Origin of the sequence: Neomesorhizobium albiziae, from assembly GCF_900114255.1 — a bacterium.
Taxonomy (GTDB): Bacteria; Pseudomonadota; Alphaproteobacteria; order Rhizobiales; family Rhizobiaceae; genus Neomesorhizobium; species Neomesorhizobium albiziae.
The window spans coordinates 12,626-28,454 of record NZ_FOSL01000037.1 but is presented as its reverse complement, the minus strand read 5'-3'; the positions used below and the strand labels follow the sequence as shown (position 1 = coordinate 28,454).

Annotated in this window: 12 protein-coding genes; 7 read left to right on the top strand and 5 right to left on the bottom strand. The window is 57.9% G+C overall.

Features of this window, described 5'->3' with window-relative positions:
• Positions 1–260: ATP-binding protein (locus tag F3H98_RS28160; protein WP_188130559.1), on the top strand; the 260-nt coding region annotated here is incomplete at its 5' end.
• Between the two features lie 61 nt (positions 261–321).
• On the opposite strand, the gene F3H98_RS28155 is transcribed toward F3H98_RS28160, so the two are convergent.
• A complete protein-coding gene (locus tag F3H98_RS28155) occupies positions 322–2,328 on the bottom strand; it encodes an AAA family ATPase (RefSeq protein ID WP_149763993.1) in 2,007 nt (668 codons plus the stop codon).
• A gap of 272 nt (positions 2,329–2,600) precedes the next feature.
• Positions 2,601–2,843 carry a DUF6634 family protein gene (locus F3H98_RS32695; RefSeq protein ID WP_425294889.1) on the bottom strand — a complete coding sequence of 81 codons (243 nt, stop codon included), beginning with the start codon at positions 2,841–2,843 and terminating at the stop codon, positions 2,601–2,603.
• Positions 2,844–3,200: 357 nt separating this feature from the next.
• On the opposite strand from F3H98_RS32695, the gene F3H98_RS32690 reads away from it, so the two are divergent.
• The 6 genes from F3H98_RS32690 (at position 3,201) to F3H98_RS31390 (ending at position 11,117) form a co-directional block, all read left to right on the top strand.
• Positions 3,201–3,443 carry a helix-turn-helix domain-containing protein gene (locus tag F3H98_RS32690; protein WP_149763991.1) on the top strand — a complete coding sequence of 81 codons (243 nt, stop codon included), beginning with the start codon at positions 3,201–3,203 and terminating at the stop codon, positions 3,441–3,443.
• Between the two features lie 624 nt (positions 3,444–4,067).
• On the top strand, positions 4,068–5,354 hold the full coding sequence (locus F3H98_RS28145; RefSeq protein ID WP_188130612.1) for a site-specific integrase: 1,287 nt from the start codon (positions 4,068–4,070) through the stop codon (positions 5,352–5,354).
• Entirely contained in the window at positions 5,354–7,318 is a 1,965-nt protein-coding gene (locus F3H98_RS28140; RefSeq protein WP_149763987.1) for a hypothetical protein, read from the top strand. Before F3H98_RS28145 ends, F3H98_RS28140 begins: the two co-directional genes overlap by 1 nt.
• The gene (locus F3H98_RS28135) at positions 7,296–9,377 is read left to right on the top strand and encodes a tyrosine-type recombinase/integrase (RefSeq protein ID WP_149763985.1); all 2,082 of its coding nucleotides are present in this window, start codon (positions 7,296–7,298) and stop codon (positions 9,375–9,377) included. Before F3H98_RS28140 ends, F3H98_RS28135 begins: the two co-directional genes overlap by 23 nt.
• Complete coding sequence (locus F3H98_RS28130; RefSeq protein WP_149763983.1) at positions 9,358–9,882, top strand: hypothetical protein; 525 nt, start codon at positions 9,358–9,360, stop codon at positions 9,880–9,882. Before F3H98_RS28135 ends, F3H98_RS28130 begins: the two co-directional genes overlap by 20 nt.
• 1,082 nt (positions 9,883–10,964) lie before the next feature.
• Positions 10,965–11,117, top strand: coding sequence for a hypothetical protein (locus F3H98_RS31390; protein WP_188130611.1), 153 nt, complete (start codon positions 10,965–10,967; stop codon positions 11,115–11,117).
• Between the two features lie 139 nt (positions 11,118–11,256).
• Here the strand turns inward: F3H98_RS31390 and F3H98_RS28125 are convergent, their stop codons facing one another.
• From F3H98_RS28125 to clpX, 3 genes are all read right to left on the bottom strand, one after another.
• A complete protein-coding gene (locus tag F3H98_RS28125) occupies positions 11,257–11,529 on the bottom strand; it encodes an HU family DNA-binding protein (RefSeq protein ID WP_149763981.1) in 273 nt (90 codons plus the stop codon).
• 190 nt (positions 11,530–11,719) lie between these two features.
• Positions 11,720–14,137, bottom strand: coding sequence for an endopeptidase La (lon, locus tag F3H98_RS28120; RefSeq protein ID WP_149763995.1), 2,418 nt, complete (start codon positions 14,135–14,137; stop codon positions 11,720–11,722).
• A gap of 274 nt (positions 14,138–14,411) precedes the next feature.
• Positions 14,412–15,680 carry an ATP-dependent Clp protease ATP-binding subunit ClpX gene (gene clpX, locus F3H98_RS28115; RefSeq protein ID WP_149763979.1) on the bottom strand — a complete coding sequence of 423 codons (1,269 nt, stop codon included), beginning with the start codon at positions 15,678–15,680 and terminating at the stop codon, positions 14,412–14,414.
• Positions 15,681–15,829: the final 149 nt, after the last annotated feature.

Sequence of the window (15,829 nt, the reverse complement as noted above, 5' to 3'; positions counted from 1 at the left end):
ACCTGCCATTCAGCGCATCTGGCGGAGCACTCCTGTTCCACCTGCTCTCCAAACTCTACGAGCGCACCAGTGTCGTCATCACCACCAACCTGAGCTTCAGCGAATGGGCCAGTGTCTTCGGCGATGCCAAGATGACGACCGCACTGCTCGACCGCCTCACCCATCATTGCCACATCCTGGAGACCGGAAATGACAGTTTCCGCTTCAAGAACAGTTCCGCCCAGAACACCACACCCGAAAAGGACAAAACCCCAACTTGACCAAATCCTGAAACCCGGAACATACATAAAAGGCGGGTCACTTCTCAGCGAAAACCCAGGGTCAATTCCTCGCGGAAATCAACACCATGCGGTTTTTCGTCAGCAACTCGGCTGCCGTCAGCATCGCCTGATCGAGGCGCTTCTTCACGCAGGCAAGAAGCCCTGGCACCGTCGTCAGGGGATCGTGGCGACCCTCGCCGAGATAGATCGGGCCAAAGTCGCCGAAGCCGAATTTCAGTTCGATCTTCTTGGCGATGTCCGTCGCATGGGAGAGATCGGAGTGCGGTTCGCCGCCCGCACCGGTGGAGGGGCTGCCGAGCATCAGTTCTTCGGCCGCGCGACCGGCCATCAGCATGACGATGACGTCGTTGCAGTGGTCCGGATCAGCGCTTCCGTCAATGTCGGCGACTTCGGTCAAACCGCCCCGATCGCCAATGGAAACGCCGACGACCGCCATTCGGCCAAGAAGCGTGCCGGCAACGACGTGGCCAGCCTCATGAATGGCAACGCGTCGTCGTACGTCACCCGAAAGCGGTTCCCGGTTCGACCTGACCTCGGCCAGAAGATCGTCGAGCTGCAAGGCGCGCCGCCCACGCCGTGCCGCGCCTCGGGCACGGCGCACGTAGGCTTCGACGTCCGCACCCGTGGCACCTCGCGCCGCCAGGGCCACCGGCATCAGATCGGCGTCCGGTAGCTGGTCGCGGAGGTGGTGACGGAAGATGTTGGCGAGCGTCCTTGCGTCTGGCTTCTCGATTGCGATTTCACGGTCAAGCCGCCCTGCCCTTTTGACCGCAGCGTCTATTTTGTCGGGATGATTGGTTGCGCCGATGACGACGACGCCCGGCCGTTCGTCGACGCCCTGAAGATTTTCCAGAAGCGAATTAGCAATCTGGGACCAGTATTCGACGTAGTCGCCGCTCAATCGCGATCGGTCGGAAATTCCATCGAGTTCATCGATGAACAGGATGCAGGGTGAGAGTCGGCGGGCACGGGCAAAAACATCCTTGATCGCCTGCAAGGTTCCCGACAGATAGCTCGCCGCGTTCCAGTCGGCGACGCTGGTCGCCACCAGCGGCACCCGTGCCGATTTGGACAGTGCTCTTGCGTAGCTGGTCTTGCCCACACCGGGCGGGCCCGAAAGCAGGAGCCCGCGATTGTCGACCTCGTCCCAGGTGATCCGGCCAGCCTTGTAGTCGGCGAAATCGGCGACAAGCTCCAGTCCCCAATCCTTCGCCTCGCCATAGCCATCGAGGTCTTCGAGTGAAGGCCCGTCGGAATGGAATTCGCCTTTTTTGGCCACGAGTCCTTCAAGCCGTTCGATGCAGTCGTCAGGACTGCGGTCCGGGCGAAGAGCGAGCACCAGGTCAGCGACGTCGAGCGAGCGGATGGCTGCGGGATCGACCGGACGCTGCGGGCGTTTCCCCGTCACCGCCTCGATGACCAGGAACAGGGCGCTTTCGTCGATCTCCGGCAGCACCAGATGGTATTCGGCTGAGCGCATCAGATCCCGCGGCAACTGCCATCGTGGATCGGGCGCGATACCGATGATGGTGGCGCGCGCATGAAGGGCGGCGGCAACCGAATCGTTGCCGTTGTCAGGCTTGTGGCTTTTGTCGGTCCCGTCCCGGGCGACGATGAACACGTCGTTGTCCGGGAGCCGCAATTTATGCCCGCTGGTGACGACCGATCGGTCTGCCGGAAGCGCACAGGCCTCGATGACCTTGTTGACCGCCGACACATGGTCGGGCGTGTGAGTGGCAATCGTAACCACCGGTGCGGCGCGCCGCAGCGTGCGCGTCAGCCCCGGCTCGGCCTCGATTGCGCGCGCCGTCAGTACCGCAACAGCCGCGAGGTCGGCACGCACCGAAACCCGATCCTCGATCGTGTCCATCAGATCGTCGAGCAGCTCCTCCACGGGATCAGTCGGATCTCCGGACCCCATGCGCAGCATCGACTTGGCGTGGACGCCTTCAGTCCGAGCCAGGATATCGAGATAGGCCCGTGCCAGGAGATCGGCAGGAGCGGTTTTTGGCCGGGTGGCGGTCGCTTCAACTTCGGAAACTGACATGACTGGTCTCCTGCCGGAAAATCACGCGCCAGCAAATTCAGTTCTCTAGGTCGTCCCCATCGGCATTGCTGCTGACCTGGTTACGACGACGTCAAAGGATTCAGCTGATCGCTCGGTCGGGACACGAAAGGTTTCGGGTTGCCGACGGCCCGGGAATCCTTGCCTTGCCGTCCCCCAATTTCGGCATTCTCGGTGGCACACGGAGCCAGCCCAGAATTTGCGTGCAGGACAGGTTTCAAATGTTGACACAGTGGCTTTCGGGATCGCGGCCATCAGCAATTTCCCGCTGCACCATCGAACCGTTGCCCAAGCCGATACCAACGCGAATACGAACGCGCCCAGCCGAGTTCTTCGGAGATCAGGAAGATTTCCGATGTGACGATCGAGCGCCTGTCGCCAGGGAGCCGTGGATGTCCGGTCGATAGCCCAACCAGAGAGGTTACCGGCCTGATGGCATATCGCCATTGATCAAGAATGGGGGCATTGGGTTGGGATCGCGCCAGCAATTGGTCCATCGGGATCGGGAACGGCATGCAGATGACCTCAAGCGCGGCCGCGAGTTCTTCCAGTCTCTGGATCTCTTCGCGTATGGCGGCGATCGCGAAATGGGGAATTTGATTTCCAAATCGATGCACCATGGAATTCCTCGCTTGATCACTTCACATATTTCATCGGTCCGCTTGCCCGTTGAACCCCTGCACCCAGTTGGCAGATGAATCCTTACCTCTAACGAATCAACGCCCTTGCACTGTCAGCAGCCATAGCTGAATCCTTGTACAACATCAAGTCGCATATAACCTACCACTCGTTGGTCATATAATCCGTGCGGTCGTATTGTTGACAAAGACCGCATTAGGCGGCGCTTTGCGTCCATGGTGGCCGTCTCTTCGATCGCGGTGCTGCGTGCGGCGCGAATCCTTGCAAATCTGAGTCAACAGGAAGTGGCTCAGCGGGCAGGCATTGGCCGTCATACTCTTATGCGGCTTGAAAGCGGCGATGAGGCTGTAGGAATCGGCATAGTCGAAAGAGTCCACAGTGTGCTTGAAAGCGCGGGCATAGAGTTCTTGCCTCCTACCCAGGATTCAGGGCCAGGAATCAGGCTGCGGAAAAATTGAACAATTTAACCGAGATATTCTCGTCGGGAGTCACCGACGACGAGCGTTTGGCTGATGTACCGGTTGCCCCTTGATACCCGCCGAGCCGCTCTTTACCGCCTCACGAGTTTGGCTTCGATGCACTAAGCGCAGAGCCCCGACACGACCACGCCGAGATTGAAAAAAGTAAAGAAATTACCTTGACATTGCGTTTTCCACTTTATTTCAACAGGTTTCCCACCCAGGTCAGATCTCGCTTTACGAGAGTCGGAGGGAGCAACATACAGCTAAAAGTTGAAGTGAATCCTTTCTGATGAGGGTTCTCAACCCGTCCGGGGACCACCCTCCCAACCAAAACGAATTCTTCAATCCTTGTAAACTACTGTTTTAAAAAGATTTTATTTGTTTTTGCGGTTATCCACCGATTTGAACAAACGCAGAACCCCGAAGGCTTCTGAGGATTGCAATCCCCTCGTTCCTCCCGGACGATGAAGCAACGATCCTTCCTCAGGAGGCGGCCAATCAGACCGACGTGACACAAGCTTCGCTGCTCTCCCGCCGAATGTTTCATCTCTTCGCCTGACGGCGTGGAACTCCCATTTCATCGTCGTCGCCCGCTCTACCATCGCCATGAAGGGACTTCTAATGGCAAAGATATTTGTACCTGATCCTGCCAGAATTACTGCGCTGGGTTTCGAGGCAGTTGCCCATGTACCGGTGATCTTCGATGGCCGAAACGTGTATTGCCGCGAGCATAATCGTTATCTCCGTGAGAGGGCGTTGGGGGAATGGTCGCCCAAGCACCAATTGTTTTGCGATGTTGAACCACTCGCACCAAAGTCGGTTCGAAATAGTGGGAACTATCTTTGTGTATTCGTCACGTGGTGCGATGAAAACGCGGTGGACTGGCTTACCGTTACCTATAAAAAAGGCCCGCTAAATTTTCAAAAGAACATGACCGACGGGATTTGGTCACCGAGCGGTCGAAACCTTGGAGCAAATACGGCTAACCAACGAGCCGATGAAGCCACAAATTTCCTCATTTGGGCCGCGCAAAGTGGCTTACGGGCCGAATTTACGGTGCCATACAGGTCTAGCACCCGGCGGATTGCTACCGACGATCTGTCCTCATCTGGGGTAGCAACTTATCGCACCCGCGTTGGGCGAGCCAAGAGTTCGCTTACGAGCTCCGTTGCAACCGCCGCTATCTTACCAAAAGCCGCTGAAATAGGTGAGTGGTTACAGGATGTTAAAGCGAGGTTGGGATTGGCAAAATATCTCGCCTGCCGGTTCCCGCTGGAGACAGGAGCCAGGCTTGAAGAGACGGTAGCGTTGAACGAACACCAAATTCCAACGAAGGAGGAGCTTAAGCAGCTCGCGTCCGTTGGGCACACAACTGCCGCCGTGAATCTAATCGTAACCAAAGGTATGCGCCCCCGCACTATCGCTGTTTCAATCCAATACCTTCTCGATCTTCGCAGATGGCTAGACGGAAAGTGGTTGAGATCGCGCTTTCTCTTTACCAAACGTACAGGCCTTCGACCGAGTAACAGGGTATTTTTGTCAGATTCTCGAGATCATGAAGGTACCCCGATCTCACCGCAGACACTGTATAGGTGCTTCAAACTGCGGCCGCATCCGATCAAATGGCATCCACACTTTGCCCGGCATGCATTTGCGTGCTTTTCCATACTCTACACGCTTGAAAAGGAGGCCCAAGGGGCGGGTCGATCGCTCACAGAGATGGGAGCCGATTGGATCCTCGGTCGAGGCGGTTGGTGTTTGAAGACATTATCCCATCAGCTTGGACATCTAAGTAAATCCACAACGGACCTCTACTTGCGATGGTTGGTTACTGCCGCAGGCGTAGCGGAGATTTCCGCGGGATGGCACGCTTTTCTGGCCGGTGAAAACGTGGAAGGGGCGGAATAGTGAACGCGAACAGAGAGATGTTGACCTTTGGTGTGACCCCTGCTGAGGGTCCCCCATACGAAGTCAACTTGCAGGAATTTGCTGACGGTTTGGGCATTGCTGAGGTGCAGCCAAGATTCCGGGCATCTTGGGGAGGTGATTTTGGGGGCAGAGTGCCTTTCGCCTACGAGATCGCAGAGCTGTTCAAAGTTGATCCGCCACGACGGAACGACCAAAAGAGTGTTCGATTCTATTTTCGCCTTGTGTTCCGATTTCTGGACGAAATCGATTCCGGCCGGACCGTAACAAGTTGCGCACGTCTGGACGATGCTCACGGCGTTCTTTTGCAGCGTTGGATTTCGGATCGGGGCGTGAAACCGACAGTCTACAAGAAGGCAAAGCACCTTGTCGAAAAGCTACGGAATTGCTTGGGACTACCTCCCCTGTTTTGGCCATCAGCAGATCGCGAATTGGCGATTGTGTTGGAGGATATCGACGAGGTGGGGGTTCAAAAGCTCTATAGGGCATTGAAGAAGGAGGCAATGTCGATCAAGGCAATGTTCCGGGAGGGCGAGAAGTTGGCCGAACGAGGTCATGACCCTCGCGGCAAAGCCCGCAGCCCAGGATCGGCCGCTTGGGAAATTGAAGCAAATCATGCATGGCTAGTACGACAAGCAACTCGCGATATTCTTCCGAGCAAGAAAGAGTTTTACGCACTCGGCGCTGCCGGCCTCAACAAGGCAAACAAACCTGAGCAGAAGCACGGCGGCCCGGCCTATTTGGTACCCGGGATGTCTAGTCGCGGCTCGGAGGGGATTGTAGGGAAGCTCCGTTGGTTCCACCCGAGTTACCACGACACAGCCGTTCTCCTTTGGCTATTCATGTTGGGAACCGGCTGGAATCTGGAAACTGCGTTAGGCCTAGATATCACGCGCGATTGGACTGAAATTCATCCGCTGAAGCCCGAATTCCAAATCATCTTCGCGTTTAAAGGCCGCTCGGATCGCGAAGTCTTTGTACCCTCCCTTGCCAAGCCCGAATGGCACCCATACCAGCTGATCCATTACATGATCGAACGAACAGCGCCTTTACGCCGCACAGTTCAGCGCGACCTGAAAGATGCAATCGCGCGGCACCAAGCGAACCCGACAATCGCGACCGCCGCGGAAGTGGACGACCTCGAGCGTAAAGCTCGAAGCCCGTGGCTGTATCACGTCGTTAATAATGCGGGCGCAATTAATTGCTTTGACGGCAACGACAGTAGCCATCTAGCGAGCGTTGTGAGGGCCATTATCAAACAACATCATCTCGATGATGAGCATCCATCTCTCTTGAAAATCACCACTGGTGATGCGCGGGACGCGTGGATTGGATGGGCATACGTCGCTAGCGGGCACAATGTGCTCATTGCCCGCTTGGCCGCGCAGCACCGTAACGACCGTAGCCTCAGGTACTACCTGCGGAGGCGTCGTTATCGAGCGCAAAGTGAGCACGCCGCAAGGCGCGTTCAGCGTGCCGTCTTTAAAGAAATCGAGGACGGACGGCTGTTAGACGAGACACGCCTCCGAATATTGGTCGAAAAAGGAAAAATCACGCCCGAGCAAGAAAGGCGGCTTTCCGATTTTCGCCTGCGAACTCGTCTGGGAATGGGTTGCTCCGACCCCCGCAATCCGCCGGCATCGGTAGCTCCCAATCACGTTCCGGGACAGCTTTGCAGGATCCAGCGATGCACTGGTTGCGAAAATGGGTGGGTGTTCGAGAGTAGTATGGATCCCCTCTGCCGCGCTAAGGCCGAATTGATCATCCTTAAAGGAACAATACCTGTATCCGCTTGGTCTGGATCGTCGTTTGAGGATGAAGAACTTTCAATTGAGGAGACGTTGACCGCATTTGATCCGATCAAGGTACAGGAATTAGTTTCACGATGGATCTTAAAACTAAAGAGCGAAGGGGGAATACCTTATGGAACGTACCCCCGATACTAATGATTTGATCCACTGGAATGGCCCTCTCAATTGGCAAAATGAACTTGCAATATCGATCGGCAACTACACCTCGTTGGGTGGACGACCTTGGTCTGAAGTGAAATCCATCGAGTTTCTTCCAGGAATAACTGTAGGAGCACCGTTCTATGAGGTACCCGAACACTGGCTCCCGCCGGGCGTAAGTCGACGATTGAGCTTTAGGCGGTTCGTCCCAGAGATTTACTCAGTCGACGCAGCGCTGGTTTGCGATGAAAGCATCCGTCGTTCACTATTCGGGCTCGCCCTCCCTCGCCTGACGCAAACTGGTGTACGCAAATTCAAGCCCTCATCTTGGATTGCCGCATGCCGGCTGTTGCTTCGAATGGCACGGTGGGTGGTAGAAAATGTCCCCGCCTCTGAGGAGAAGCTTTGGGGTCATCTCACTGCGGCAGAATGGATCTCCATGCAGAGGGCACTCACGAACAGTCCGAAAATGCGAAAGGGAATACGTCTCTTGGCGCGTCATCTTCTGGATCTTGGAAATCGTGGCATCCTTGTAGATTTTCCATCTGTCTCCAACAACGAAGTTGATGCGAATGCCAAAAAGGGGGCCCGGAAGTCAACCCAGGAAAAATCGCGACGAAATCAAGCCGTTGTGTCAAAAATTTCGCACACCCAACAACGTGCTGTTGAACCATATCCCCTCCAGTTTGTCAGCGACTATATCGGCCGGGCATTGTGGTTGCAGAAGAATTTGGGAGTTCAGCTCATTTTATGTTGGGAGAAGTTGCTCGAAGCGAATGCGCGCGCAGCGGCCCTGGGCCGTAGGCAATCGCATCCGACCACGACCCAGGAACGTAGGTTGATAATCTCGAAGATCGATTGGCGGGACGCCCAAGGCAACCGAATTGAACAATTGCCTTGGCCAATATCCATTCGGGAGGGCGGGGAAACATTTACGACTGACAGATGGCCGCCGCGAGACGCGGCTGCCATTAACGTTGTCGTGAATGTCCTCCAAGCACTGAACTACAGCGTCACCCATTTTTGCTTTGGGGCGCGTTCGAGTGAAGTGCTGTCGGGCACGGACGATTCACTCGATTTCGACGAAGAAGGCAGATACCGAGGCAGAACCTACAAACTTGTCGACGCGAACACTGGACAAGAACGCGATTGGCCCGTGCATCCGGCGGCGCAATTCGCGCTCCAACTACAACTTTCCCTAGCGAAAGCCGTCCGGCCGGAAAGCTCCAATCACCTTTGGGTCTTGCTGAACCACGGCAGCGAGCCTGCGGGCTCTCCTCTGAGAAATGTCAACGAGCCAGTTATTCAATCAGTAAAACGGTTGGGGCTTGATCCAAAGCCCGGTGGGGCGAGACCTCACTCGCACAGATGGCGGCATACGACCGGATACATCCTCGCCGTCTCCGTTGCGGTGGCACCTCAGGTTCTCATGGACCTGTTCGGTCACCGCGACATGGAAATGACAATGAGGTACATGCTGTCGCAGCCGCGGATTGCCCAAATGACATCCAAAATTGCTGAAGAAGTCAGCTACGTCCTCTCGACCGAAGCCATTACTGACGCAGAGAGAGGAAATGCAGGAGGTTTGGCCGCGCCGCTGCTAAAAAGTGGCCTCGAAAGCTTGAAAATGCGGCGCGGTGAAAGTGAACTAGGTGCAGCCACATTGCGTGAAGCGGCCCAGATCCTGACATTCAATGGCCGACATTGGGGCCTCGTTCGCGAAGGCGTGCTGTGCACGAAACTGCTCGGTCAACATGGACCCTGCACACGCGGGAGAGGTGCACCCGACCCTGGAGCTTGCCATGGTGATTGTTTGCACCGGCTTGAACTTGCCAGGGCAAAAGCTCAATGCGAGGAGGCGTTAGGGATCTTGTTGAATGAATATTCCTTAGCGATCGATGACGGCATGGAGATGATCGTCGCCAATCTGAAGGGTCAGATACTGGCCAATCTCATGCGGTGGGACGACGTGCGCGAACGCTACCTAGCAATTAGCCCCACAGCGACGGAGATATGGAATTCTCGTGCATCTTCCGATGACCAAGAAGCAGCGTGAACGTTTAAGCATGAAAAACATCACACAAACATCCGACGAAGCGGCAAAGGCTACAATTGCGGATCAGGGTCGAAAAGCTGCTGCTGGCAAAAAGACCCAGTCAATCGCCTTGATACGAAAGGCAATGCGCAAGATTGAGATTGATATCGAGCGGAACGGCGGGCTGTATCCGTATGCGGAGGGAGTAATTTCAGCGGACGAAGTAGTGCGACGAGCGGGAAAAAGTGAAGGCCTACTACAAAAAGAGCGACATCACGTGCTACGGGACGAAGTAAACGATTGGGTTGACTCTGTGCGAGAGGCGATCGCCTCGGGCAGATCCGTTGTTCGCAGGAAAGTTTCCGAACGTGTCGACCTCGCCAACAAAGAATTGAAAGCGATCCAACAGCGCTGGGCAGAGGCAGAGCTCGAATATATTGAAACAGTTAACGAGCTCGCTGCATGTAAAGACAGGCTGGCTGCGCTTGAATTGGAAAATGCACGTCTTCGCGCAGTTGAGCAGTGATTATTCTGCACCGGCGAACTATTTGGTAGTGAAGCATGCCGGCCCTTGCTCAGCTTCGAGGTCGTAGCGCCTGATTGCTTTCGCAGATCGCGCCCAGGTCTCGTCAAACCAGTTCAAGGCTTTAACTGCTTTGGGGTTGCTCCGTGGCAGGTCCACCGAGCGCCCTCAGAGGCCGTCCTTTTTGAGGCCCGATCGCCCGCCCATCGGAGCTCCGTGACTAACAACTTCAGCCAGGGGATTGTGGTGTCGGCATCCTTTGGACAGCTATGCCGAGTGGCAACCTATTGGAATCACTTCCAGAATGACCGCATCTGTTAATACTTTTGCGGCGCGACGAGTGGGTGTAGTTGAGGCGCTAGCACATCAGGAACGAGACAAGTTCGGCCCGGTCGCAAGACCGGGCCGTCTTGCATCTCGGCAGAAACGCACCTTCCCTCGTCATCCTAGAGCAGGAGCGAGGCTACGTCGCGTAGACCCGAGGATGACGAAGGCAGAGAAGTTCGTGGCAACCACAAACCTCTACGATTAGCGGCGGCGCCCCTCCCTTTCGTCATCCACGGGCGGAGCAGGCCGAAGGCCGTCGCGGAGACCCTAGGATCCATGCCGTGACATAGCGGCAGTGCAAAAGCGGTGGAGGGAACCGCGCCCGCTACTGAAACCTATCCTGCACCGCCGCCACCATGTTCGACCTCACGGCATGGATCCTCGGGTCAAGCCCGAGGATGACGAAAGCATAGACATTCATGGCAACCACAAACCTCTACGATTAGCGGCAACCTCCCTCTTTCGTCATCCTAGGGCGGAGCAGGCCGAAGGCCGTCGCGGAGACCCTAGGATCCATGCCGTGACATAGCGGCAGTGTGAAAACGGTGCAGGAACCCCGCCCGCTGCCAGAACGCAGCCCAACCAGAAAAACACGCCCAATCCCCCACCCCACGGAACAATTCACACGTCCCATGTGTTTCCCGTGATGCACGGAGACGAGACGACATGTTCAGACGCATCTATTCCGCCCTCGCCTGGTTCCTGGCGGTGTGTCCGGCCGAAACAGCCGACTTCCGGCCGCTGCGGAGGAAGCGGTCATGATCCGGCTGCTGATTGCCGCAGCCCTCGGCTACGCCGCCTACAGGATCGTCGAGGAGACGGTGGCGAGCATCCCACGGGATTTCGAGCCTATGCCCGACGCGCCCCGGAAACCGCAGCCCGGCGCCTCCAGACCGGCCAGGCGGGGCTGACACGGCACGGCGGCACGGGTGCAGCCGAAGCGTCGGCTGGCGCGGCGACGCGCGCCTCAAAGTCGCCGATCCCGATTCCAGCCAAAAGAAAAGCCGGGTTTTGGGCCCGGCCTTTCAGAAACAAAAACTCTACGAACTCTTAGTTGACGGCGTCCTTGAGGCCCTTGCCGGCCGAGAACTTCGGCACGGTGCGCGCCGGGATCTTCACTTCGGCGCCGGTCTGCGGGTTGCGGCCAGTCGTGGCGGCGCGCTTCGAGACCGAGAAATTGCCGAAGCCCACGAGCCTGACGTCCCCACCCTTCTTCAACTCTCCGGTGATGGCGGCGAACACCGCATCGACCGCAGCCTGCGCGTCGCCCTTGGAAATCTTCGCCGTGTCGGCGACGGCGGATGCAAGTTCGTTCTTGTTCATAAAAAATTCCTTCCATGTGAGACCGGACTAAACGATTCGACCGGCTGGAAAGGAACTCTAGAAAGAGTTGTTGCCCGAACCAAGATGCGAAGGCCGGAAAAAACGCAAAAAAACCCGGAATTCCGGGCTTTTTTCACAGAAAAGCCGGGCGCGAGGCCCGGCTTCCCCTTGGTGATCGCAATCGGGACGTTCAATGCGCCAGAGTTGCAGCGCCGGCGTCGTCCGTCACGTCGGCCTTCGACGCCGGCGTTTCCAGCGGCTCGACCCATTCGATCGGCTCCGGCATGCGAACCAGCGCATGGCGCAGAGCCTCGCCGACCCTGGCAATCGGGATGATCTCCATCCCGCTTTTCACGTTGTCCGGAATCTCGGCGAGATCCTTGGCGTTGTCCTGCGGGATCAGCACCTTCTTGATGCCGCCGCGCAGCGCCGCCAGCAGCTTCTCCTTGAGGCCGCCGATCGGCAGCACCCTGCCGCGCAGCGTGATCTCGCCGGTCATCGCCACATCGGCCTTGACCGGAATGCCGGTCAGGATCGAAACGATGGCGGTGGCCATAGCCACGCCGGCCGATGGGCCGTCCTTGGGCGTCGCACCTTCCGGCAGGTGCACGTGGATGTCGCGCTTGTCGAAGAGCGGCGGCTCCACGCCGAAATCGAGGGCCCGCGAGCGGACATAGGATGCCGCCGCCGAGATCGATTCCTTCATCACGTCCCTCAAGTTGCCGGTCACCGTCATGCGGCCCTTGCCGGGCATCATCACGCCTTCGATCGTCAGCAGTTCGCCGCCGACCTCGGTCCAGGCCAATCCGGTCACCACGCCGACCTGGTCGTCGGCCTCCACCTCGCCGAAGCGGAAGCGCGGCACACCGAGATAATCCGACAGATTATCCTTGGTGATCTTCACCGACTTCTTCTTCGTCTTGATGATCTCGGTCACCGCCTTGCGACCGAGCTTCATCAGCTCACGCTCCAGGCTGCGAACGCCGGCTTCCCGCGTGTAGGTCTGGATGATGCCGCGGATCGCGTCTTCGCCAACGGAGAACTCCTTCGGCTGCAGAGCGTGGTCCCGCACCACCTTCGGCATCAGGTGCCGCTTGGCGATCTCGACCTTCTCGTCCTCGGTGTAACCGGCAATGCGGATGATCTCCATGCGGTCCATCAGGGGCGCCGGGATGTTCAGCGTATTGGCGGTCGTCACGAACATGACGCTCGACAGGTCGTATTCGACCTCGAGGTAGTGGTCCATGAACGTCGCGTTCTGTTCCGGATCAAGCACCTCCAGCAAAGCCGACGACGGGTCGCCACGGAAGTCCTGGCCCATCTTGTCGATCTCGTCGAGCAGGAAGAGCGGGTTGGACTTCTTCGCCTTCTTCATCGACTGGATGACCTTGCCGGGCATCGAGCCGATATAGGTGCGGCGGTGACCACGGATCTCGGCCTCGTCACGCACGCCGCCCAGCGCCATGCGGATGAACTCGCGGCCGGTCGCCTTGGCGATCGACTTGCCGAGCGAGGTCTTGCCGACGCCGGGAGGGCCGACAAGGCACAGGATCGGGCCCTTCAGCTTCTTCTGGCGGCTCTGCACGGCGAGATATTCGACGATGCGGTCCTTGACCTTGTCGAGGCCGAAATGGTCGGTATCGAGCACGTTCTGCGCGAAATCCAGGTCCTGCTTGACCTTGGAGTTCTTGCTCCACGGGATCGACAGCAGCCAGTCGAGATAGTTGCGCACGACGGTGGATTCTGCCGACATCGGCGACATCGTCTTCAGCTTCTTCAGCTCGGCTTCCGCCTTCTCGCGGGCCTCCTTGGAGAGCTTTGTCTTGCGGATGCGCTCTTCGATCTCGGCGGCCTCGTCACGGCCGTCCTCGCCCTCGCCGAGCTCCTTCTGGATCGCCTTCATCTGCTCGTTGAGGTAGTATTCGCGCTGCGTCTTCTCCATCTGGCGCTTGACGCGCGAGCGGATGCGCTTCTCGACCTGCAGGACCGAGATTTCGGCTTCCATGAAGCCCATCGCCTTCTCAAGGCGCTCCTTCACGGAAAGGGTGCCGAGCATTTCCTGCTTTTCAGGAATCTTGATGGCGAGATGCGAGGCGACCGTGTCGGCCAGCTTGGAGAAATCCTCGATCTGGCTGGCGGCGCCTACCACTTCCGGAGAAATCTTCTTGTTCAGCTTCACGTAGTTCTCGAAATCCGAAACGACGGAGCGGGCGAGCGCTTCGATCTCGACCTCTTCTTCCTCCGGCTCGGCCAGAACCACGGCTTTCGCCTCGTGGAAATCGGCACGGTCGGTGAAGGACGCGATCCGGGCGCGCGAAGAGCCTTCGACCAGCACCTTGACGGTGCCATCCGGCAGCTTCAGCAGCTGCAATACATTGGCGAGCGTGCCGACATCGTATATCGAGCCCGGCTCCGGGTCGTCATCGGCAGCATTCATCTGGGTGGCAAGCAAGATCTGCTTTTCCTGACCCATCACCTCTTCCAGCGCCTTGATCGACTTCTCGCGCCCTACAAAAAGCGGCACGATCATGTGCGGGAACACGACGATATCGCGCAGCGGGAGCACCGCGAAAACGCCGTCGCTGGAAGACCTGGATATCTTGGCCATTGCCTTACCTTTCATTTCGCGGACGCCCTTGGCCAACCGCGAATCTCATCTTAACGGCCGCAAACCGTTCCGCCTACCTAACCGTTCGAACAACGGGGAGTTTTAGCACGGAGATCGGCCCCAACCTCATGATGTTAGTTGGCGTCGGACGGGGGAAAGATCAAGAGCAGACACGAAACCGTGCAGCCTGATCGCGACCCGGGCTTTCCGAGCCCGCTTTTCAACGAAAACGGCGCCCTTCGGCGCCGCATCGTCAGGTTGTACGGCCTCACGCTCACGCGCTGACCGAACCCTTTTCCTTCTCCGAGTAGATATAAAGCGGCCGGGCGCTGCCGGTCACCACTTCCTCGGAAATCACCACTTCCTGCACCCCTTCGAGCGCCGGCAGTTCGAACATGGTGTCGAGCAGGATCGCTTCCATGATCGAGCGCAGGCCGCGCGCGCCGGTCTTGCGCTCGATGGCGCGCTTGGCGATCGCCGACAGCGCATTCTCGTGGAACGTCAGGTCGACATTTTCCATCTCGAACAGCCGTTGATACTGCTTCACCAGCGCGTTCTTCGGCTCGGTAAGGATCTGGATCAGCGCCGGTTCGTCGAGATCCTCCAGCGTCGCCAGCACAGGCAGGCGGCCGACGAATTCCGGGATCAGGCCGAACTTCAGCAGATCTTCCGGCTCCACCTGGCGGAAAAGATCGCCGGTGCGCCGGTCTTCCGGCGAGGCGACGGTGGCGCCGAAGCCGATCGAGGTCTTGCGGCCGCGATCCGAGATGATCTTGTCGAGGCCCGCGAAGGCGCCGCCGCAGATGAACAGGATGTTGGCCGTGTCGACCTGCAGGAATTCCTGCTGCGGGTGCTTCCTGCCGCCCTGCGGCGGCACGGACGCGACCGTGCCTTCCATGATCTTCAGCAGCGCCTGCTGGACGCCCTCGCCCGACACGTCGCGGGTGATCGAGGGATTGTCCGACTTGCGGCTGATCTTGTCGATTTCGTCGATGTAGACGATGCCGCGCTGCGCCCGCTCGACATTGTAGTCGGCCGACTGCAGCAGCTTGAGGATGATGTTTTCGACGTCCTCGCCGACATAGCCGGCCTCGGTCAGTGTCGTGGCGTCCGCCATGGTGAACGGCACGTCGATGATGCGCGCCAGCGTCTGCGCCAGCAGCGTCTTGCCGCAACCGGTCGGGCCGATAAGGAGGATGTTCGACTTCGCCAGTTCGACGTCGTTGTTCTTGCCGGCATGCGCGAGGCGCTTGTAGTGGTTGTGCACGGCCACCGAAAGGACGCGCTTGGCGTAGGGCTGGCCGATCACGTAATCGTCCAGAACCTTCAGGATTTCCTGCGGGGTCGGCACGCCCTCGCGGGACTTCACCATCGAGGTTTTGTTTTCCTCGCGGATGATGTCCATGCACAATTCGACGCATTCGTCGCAGATGAACACCGTTGGGCCGGCGATCAGCTTGCGCACCTCGTGCTGGCTTTTGCCGCAGAACGAGCAGTAAAGCGTGTTCTTCGAATCGCCGCCGCTGTTGCTGACCTTGCTCATTTTCAAGTCCCTTTCAGTACCGCCGTCCGGTCGACTGGCTGCGGCTTGAACTGCAATCTATGGCGGGAATCCGCCGCCGCCAACCCAAAGTTGGCATGATGCAGCGCATTTCCGTACCGAACACCATTCAGAAAACGCGGCAATGATTT

What these genes read in the sequence shown, in the direction of transcription:
- F3H98_RS28155 (WP_149763993.1), bottom strand. Translation starts at nt 2,328, where the DNA reads ATGTCAGTTTCCGAAGTTGAAGCGACCGCCACCCGGCCAAAAACCGCT.
- F3H98_RS32695 (WP_425294889.1), bottom strand. Translation starts at nt 2,843, where the DNA reads ATGGACCAATTGCTGGCGCGATCCCAACCCAATGCCCCCATTCTTGAT.
- F3H98_RS32690 (WP_149763991.1), top strand. Translation starts at nt 3,201, where the DNA reads ATGGTGGCCGTCTCTTCGATCGCGGTGCTGCGTGCGGCGCGAATCCTT.
- F3H98_RS28145 (WP_188130612.1), top strand. Translation starts at nt 4,068, where the DNA reads ATGGCAAAGATATTTGTACCTGATCCTGCCAGAATTACTGCGCTGGGT.
- F3H98_RS28135 (WP_149763985.1), top strand. Translation starts at nt 7,296, where the DNA reads ATGGAACGTACCCCCGATACTAATGATTTGATCCACTGGAATGGCCCT.
- F3H98_RS28130 (WP_149763983.1), top strand. Translation starts at nt 9,358, where the DNA reads ATGACCAAGAAGCAGCGTGAACGTTTAAGCATGAAAAACATCACACAA.
- F3H98_RS31390 (WP_188130611.1), top strand. Translation starts at nt 10,965, where the DNA reads ATGATCCGGCTGCTGATTGCCGCAGCCCTCGGCTACGCCGCCTACAGG.
- F3H98_RS28125 (WP_149763981.1), bottom strand. Translation starts at nt 11,529, where the DNA reads ATGAACAAGAACGAACTTGCATCCGCCGTCGCCGACACGGCGAAGATT.
- lon (WP_149763995.1), bottom strand. Translation starts at nt 14,137, where the DNA reads ATGGCCAAGATATCCAGGTCTTCCAGCGACGGCGTTTTCGCGGTGCTC.
- clpX (WP_149763979.1), bottom strand. Translation starts at nt 15,680, where the DNA reads ATGAGCAAGGTCAGCAACAGCGGCGGCGATTCGAAGAACACGCTTTAC.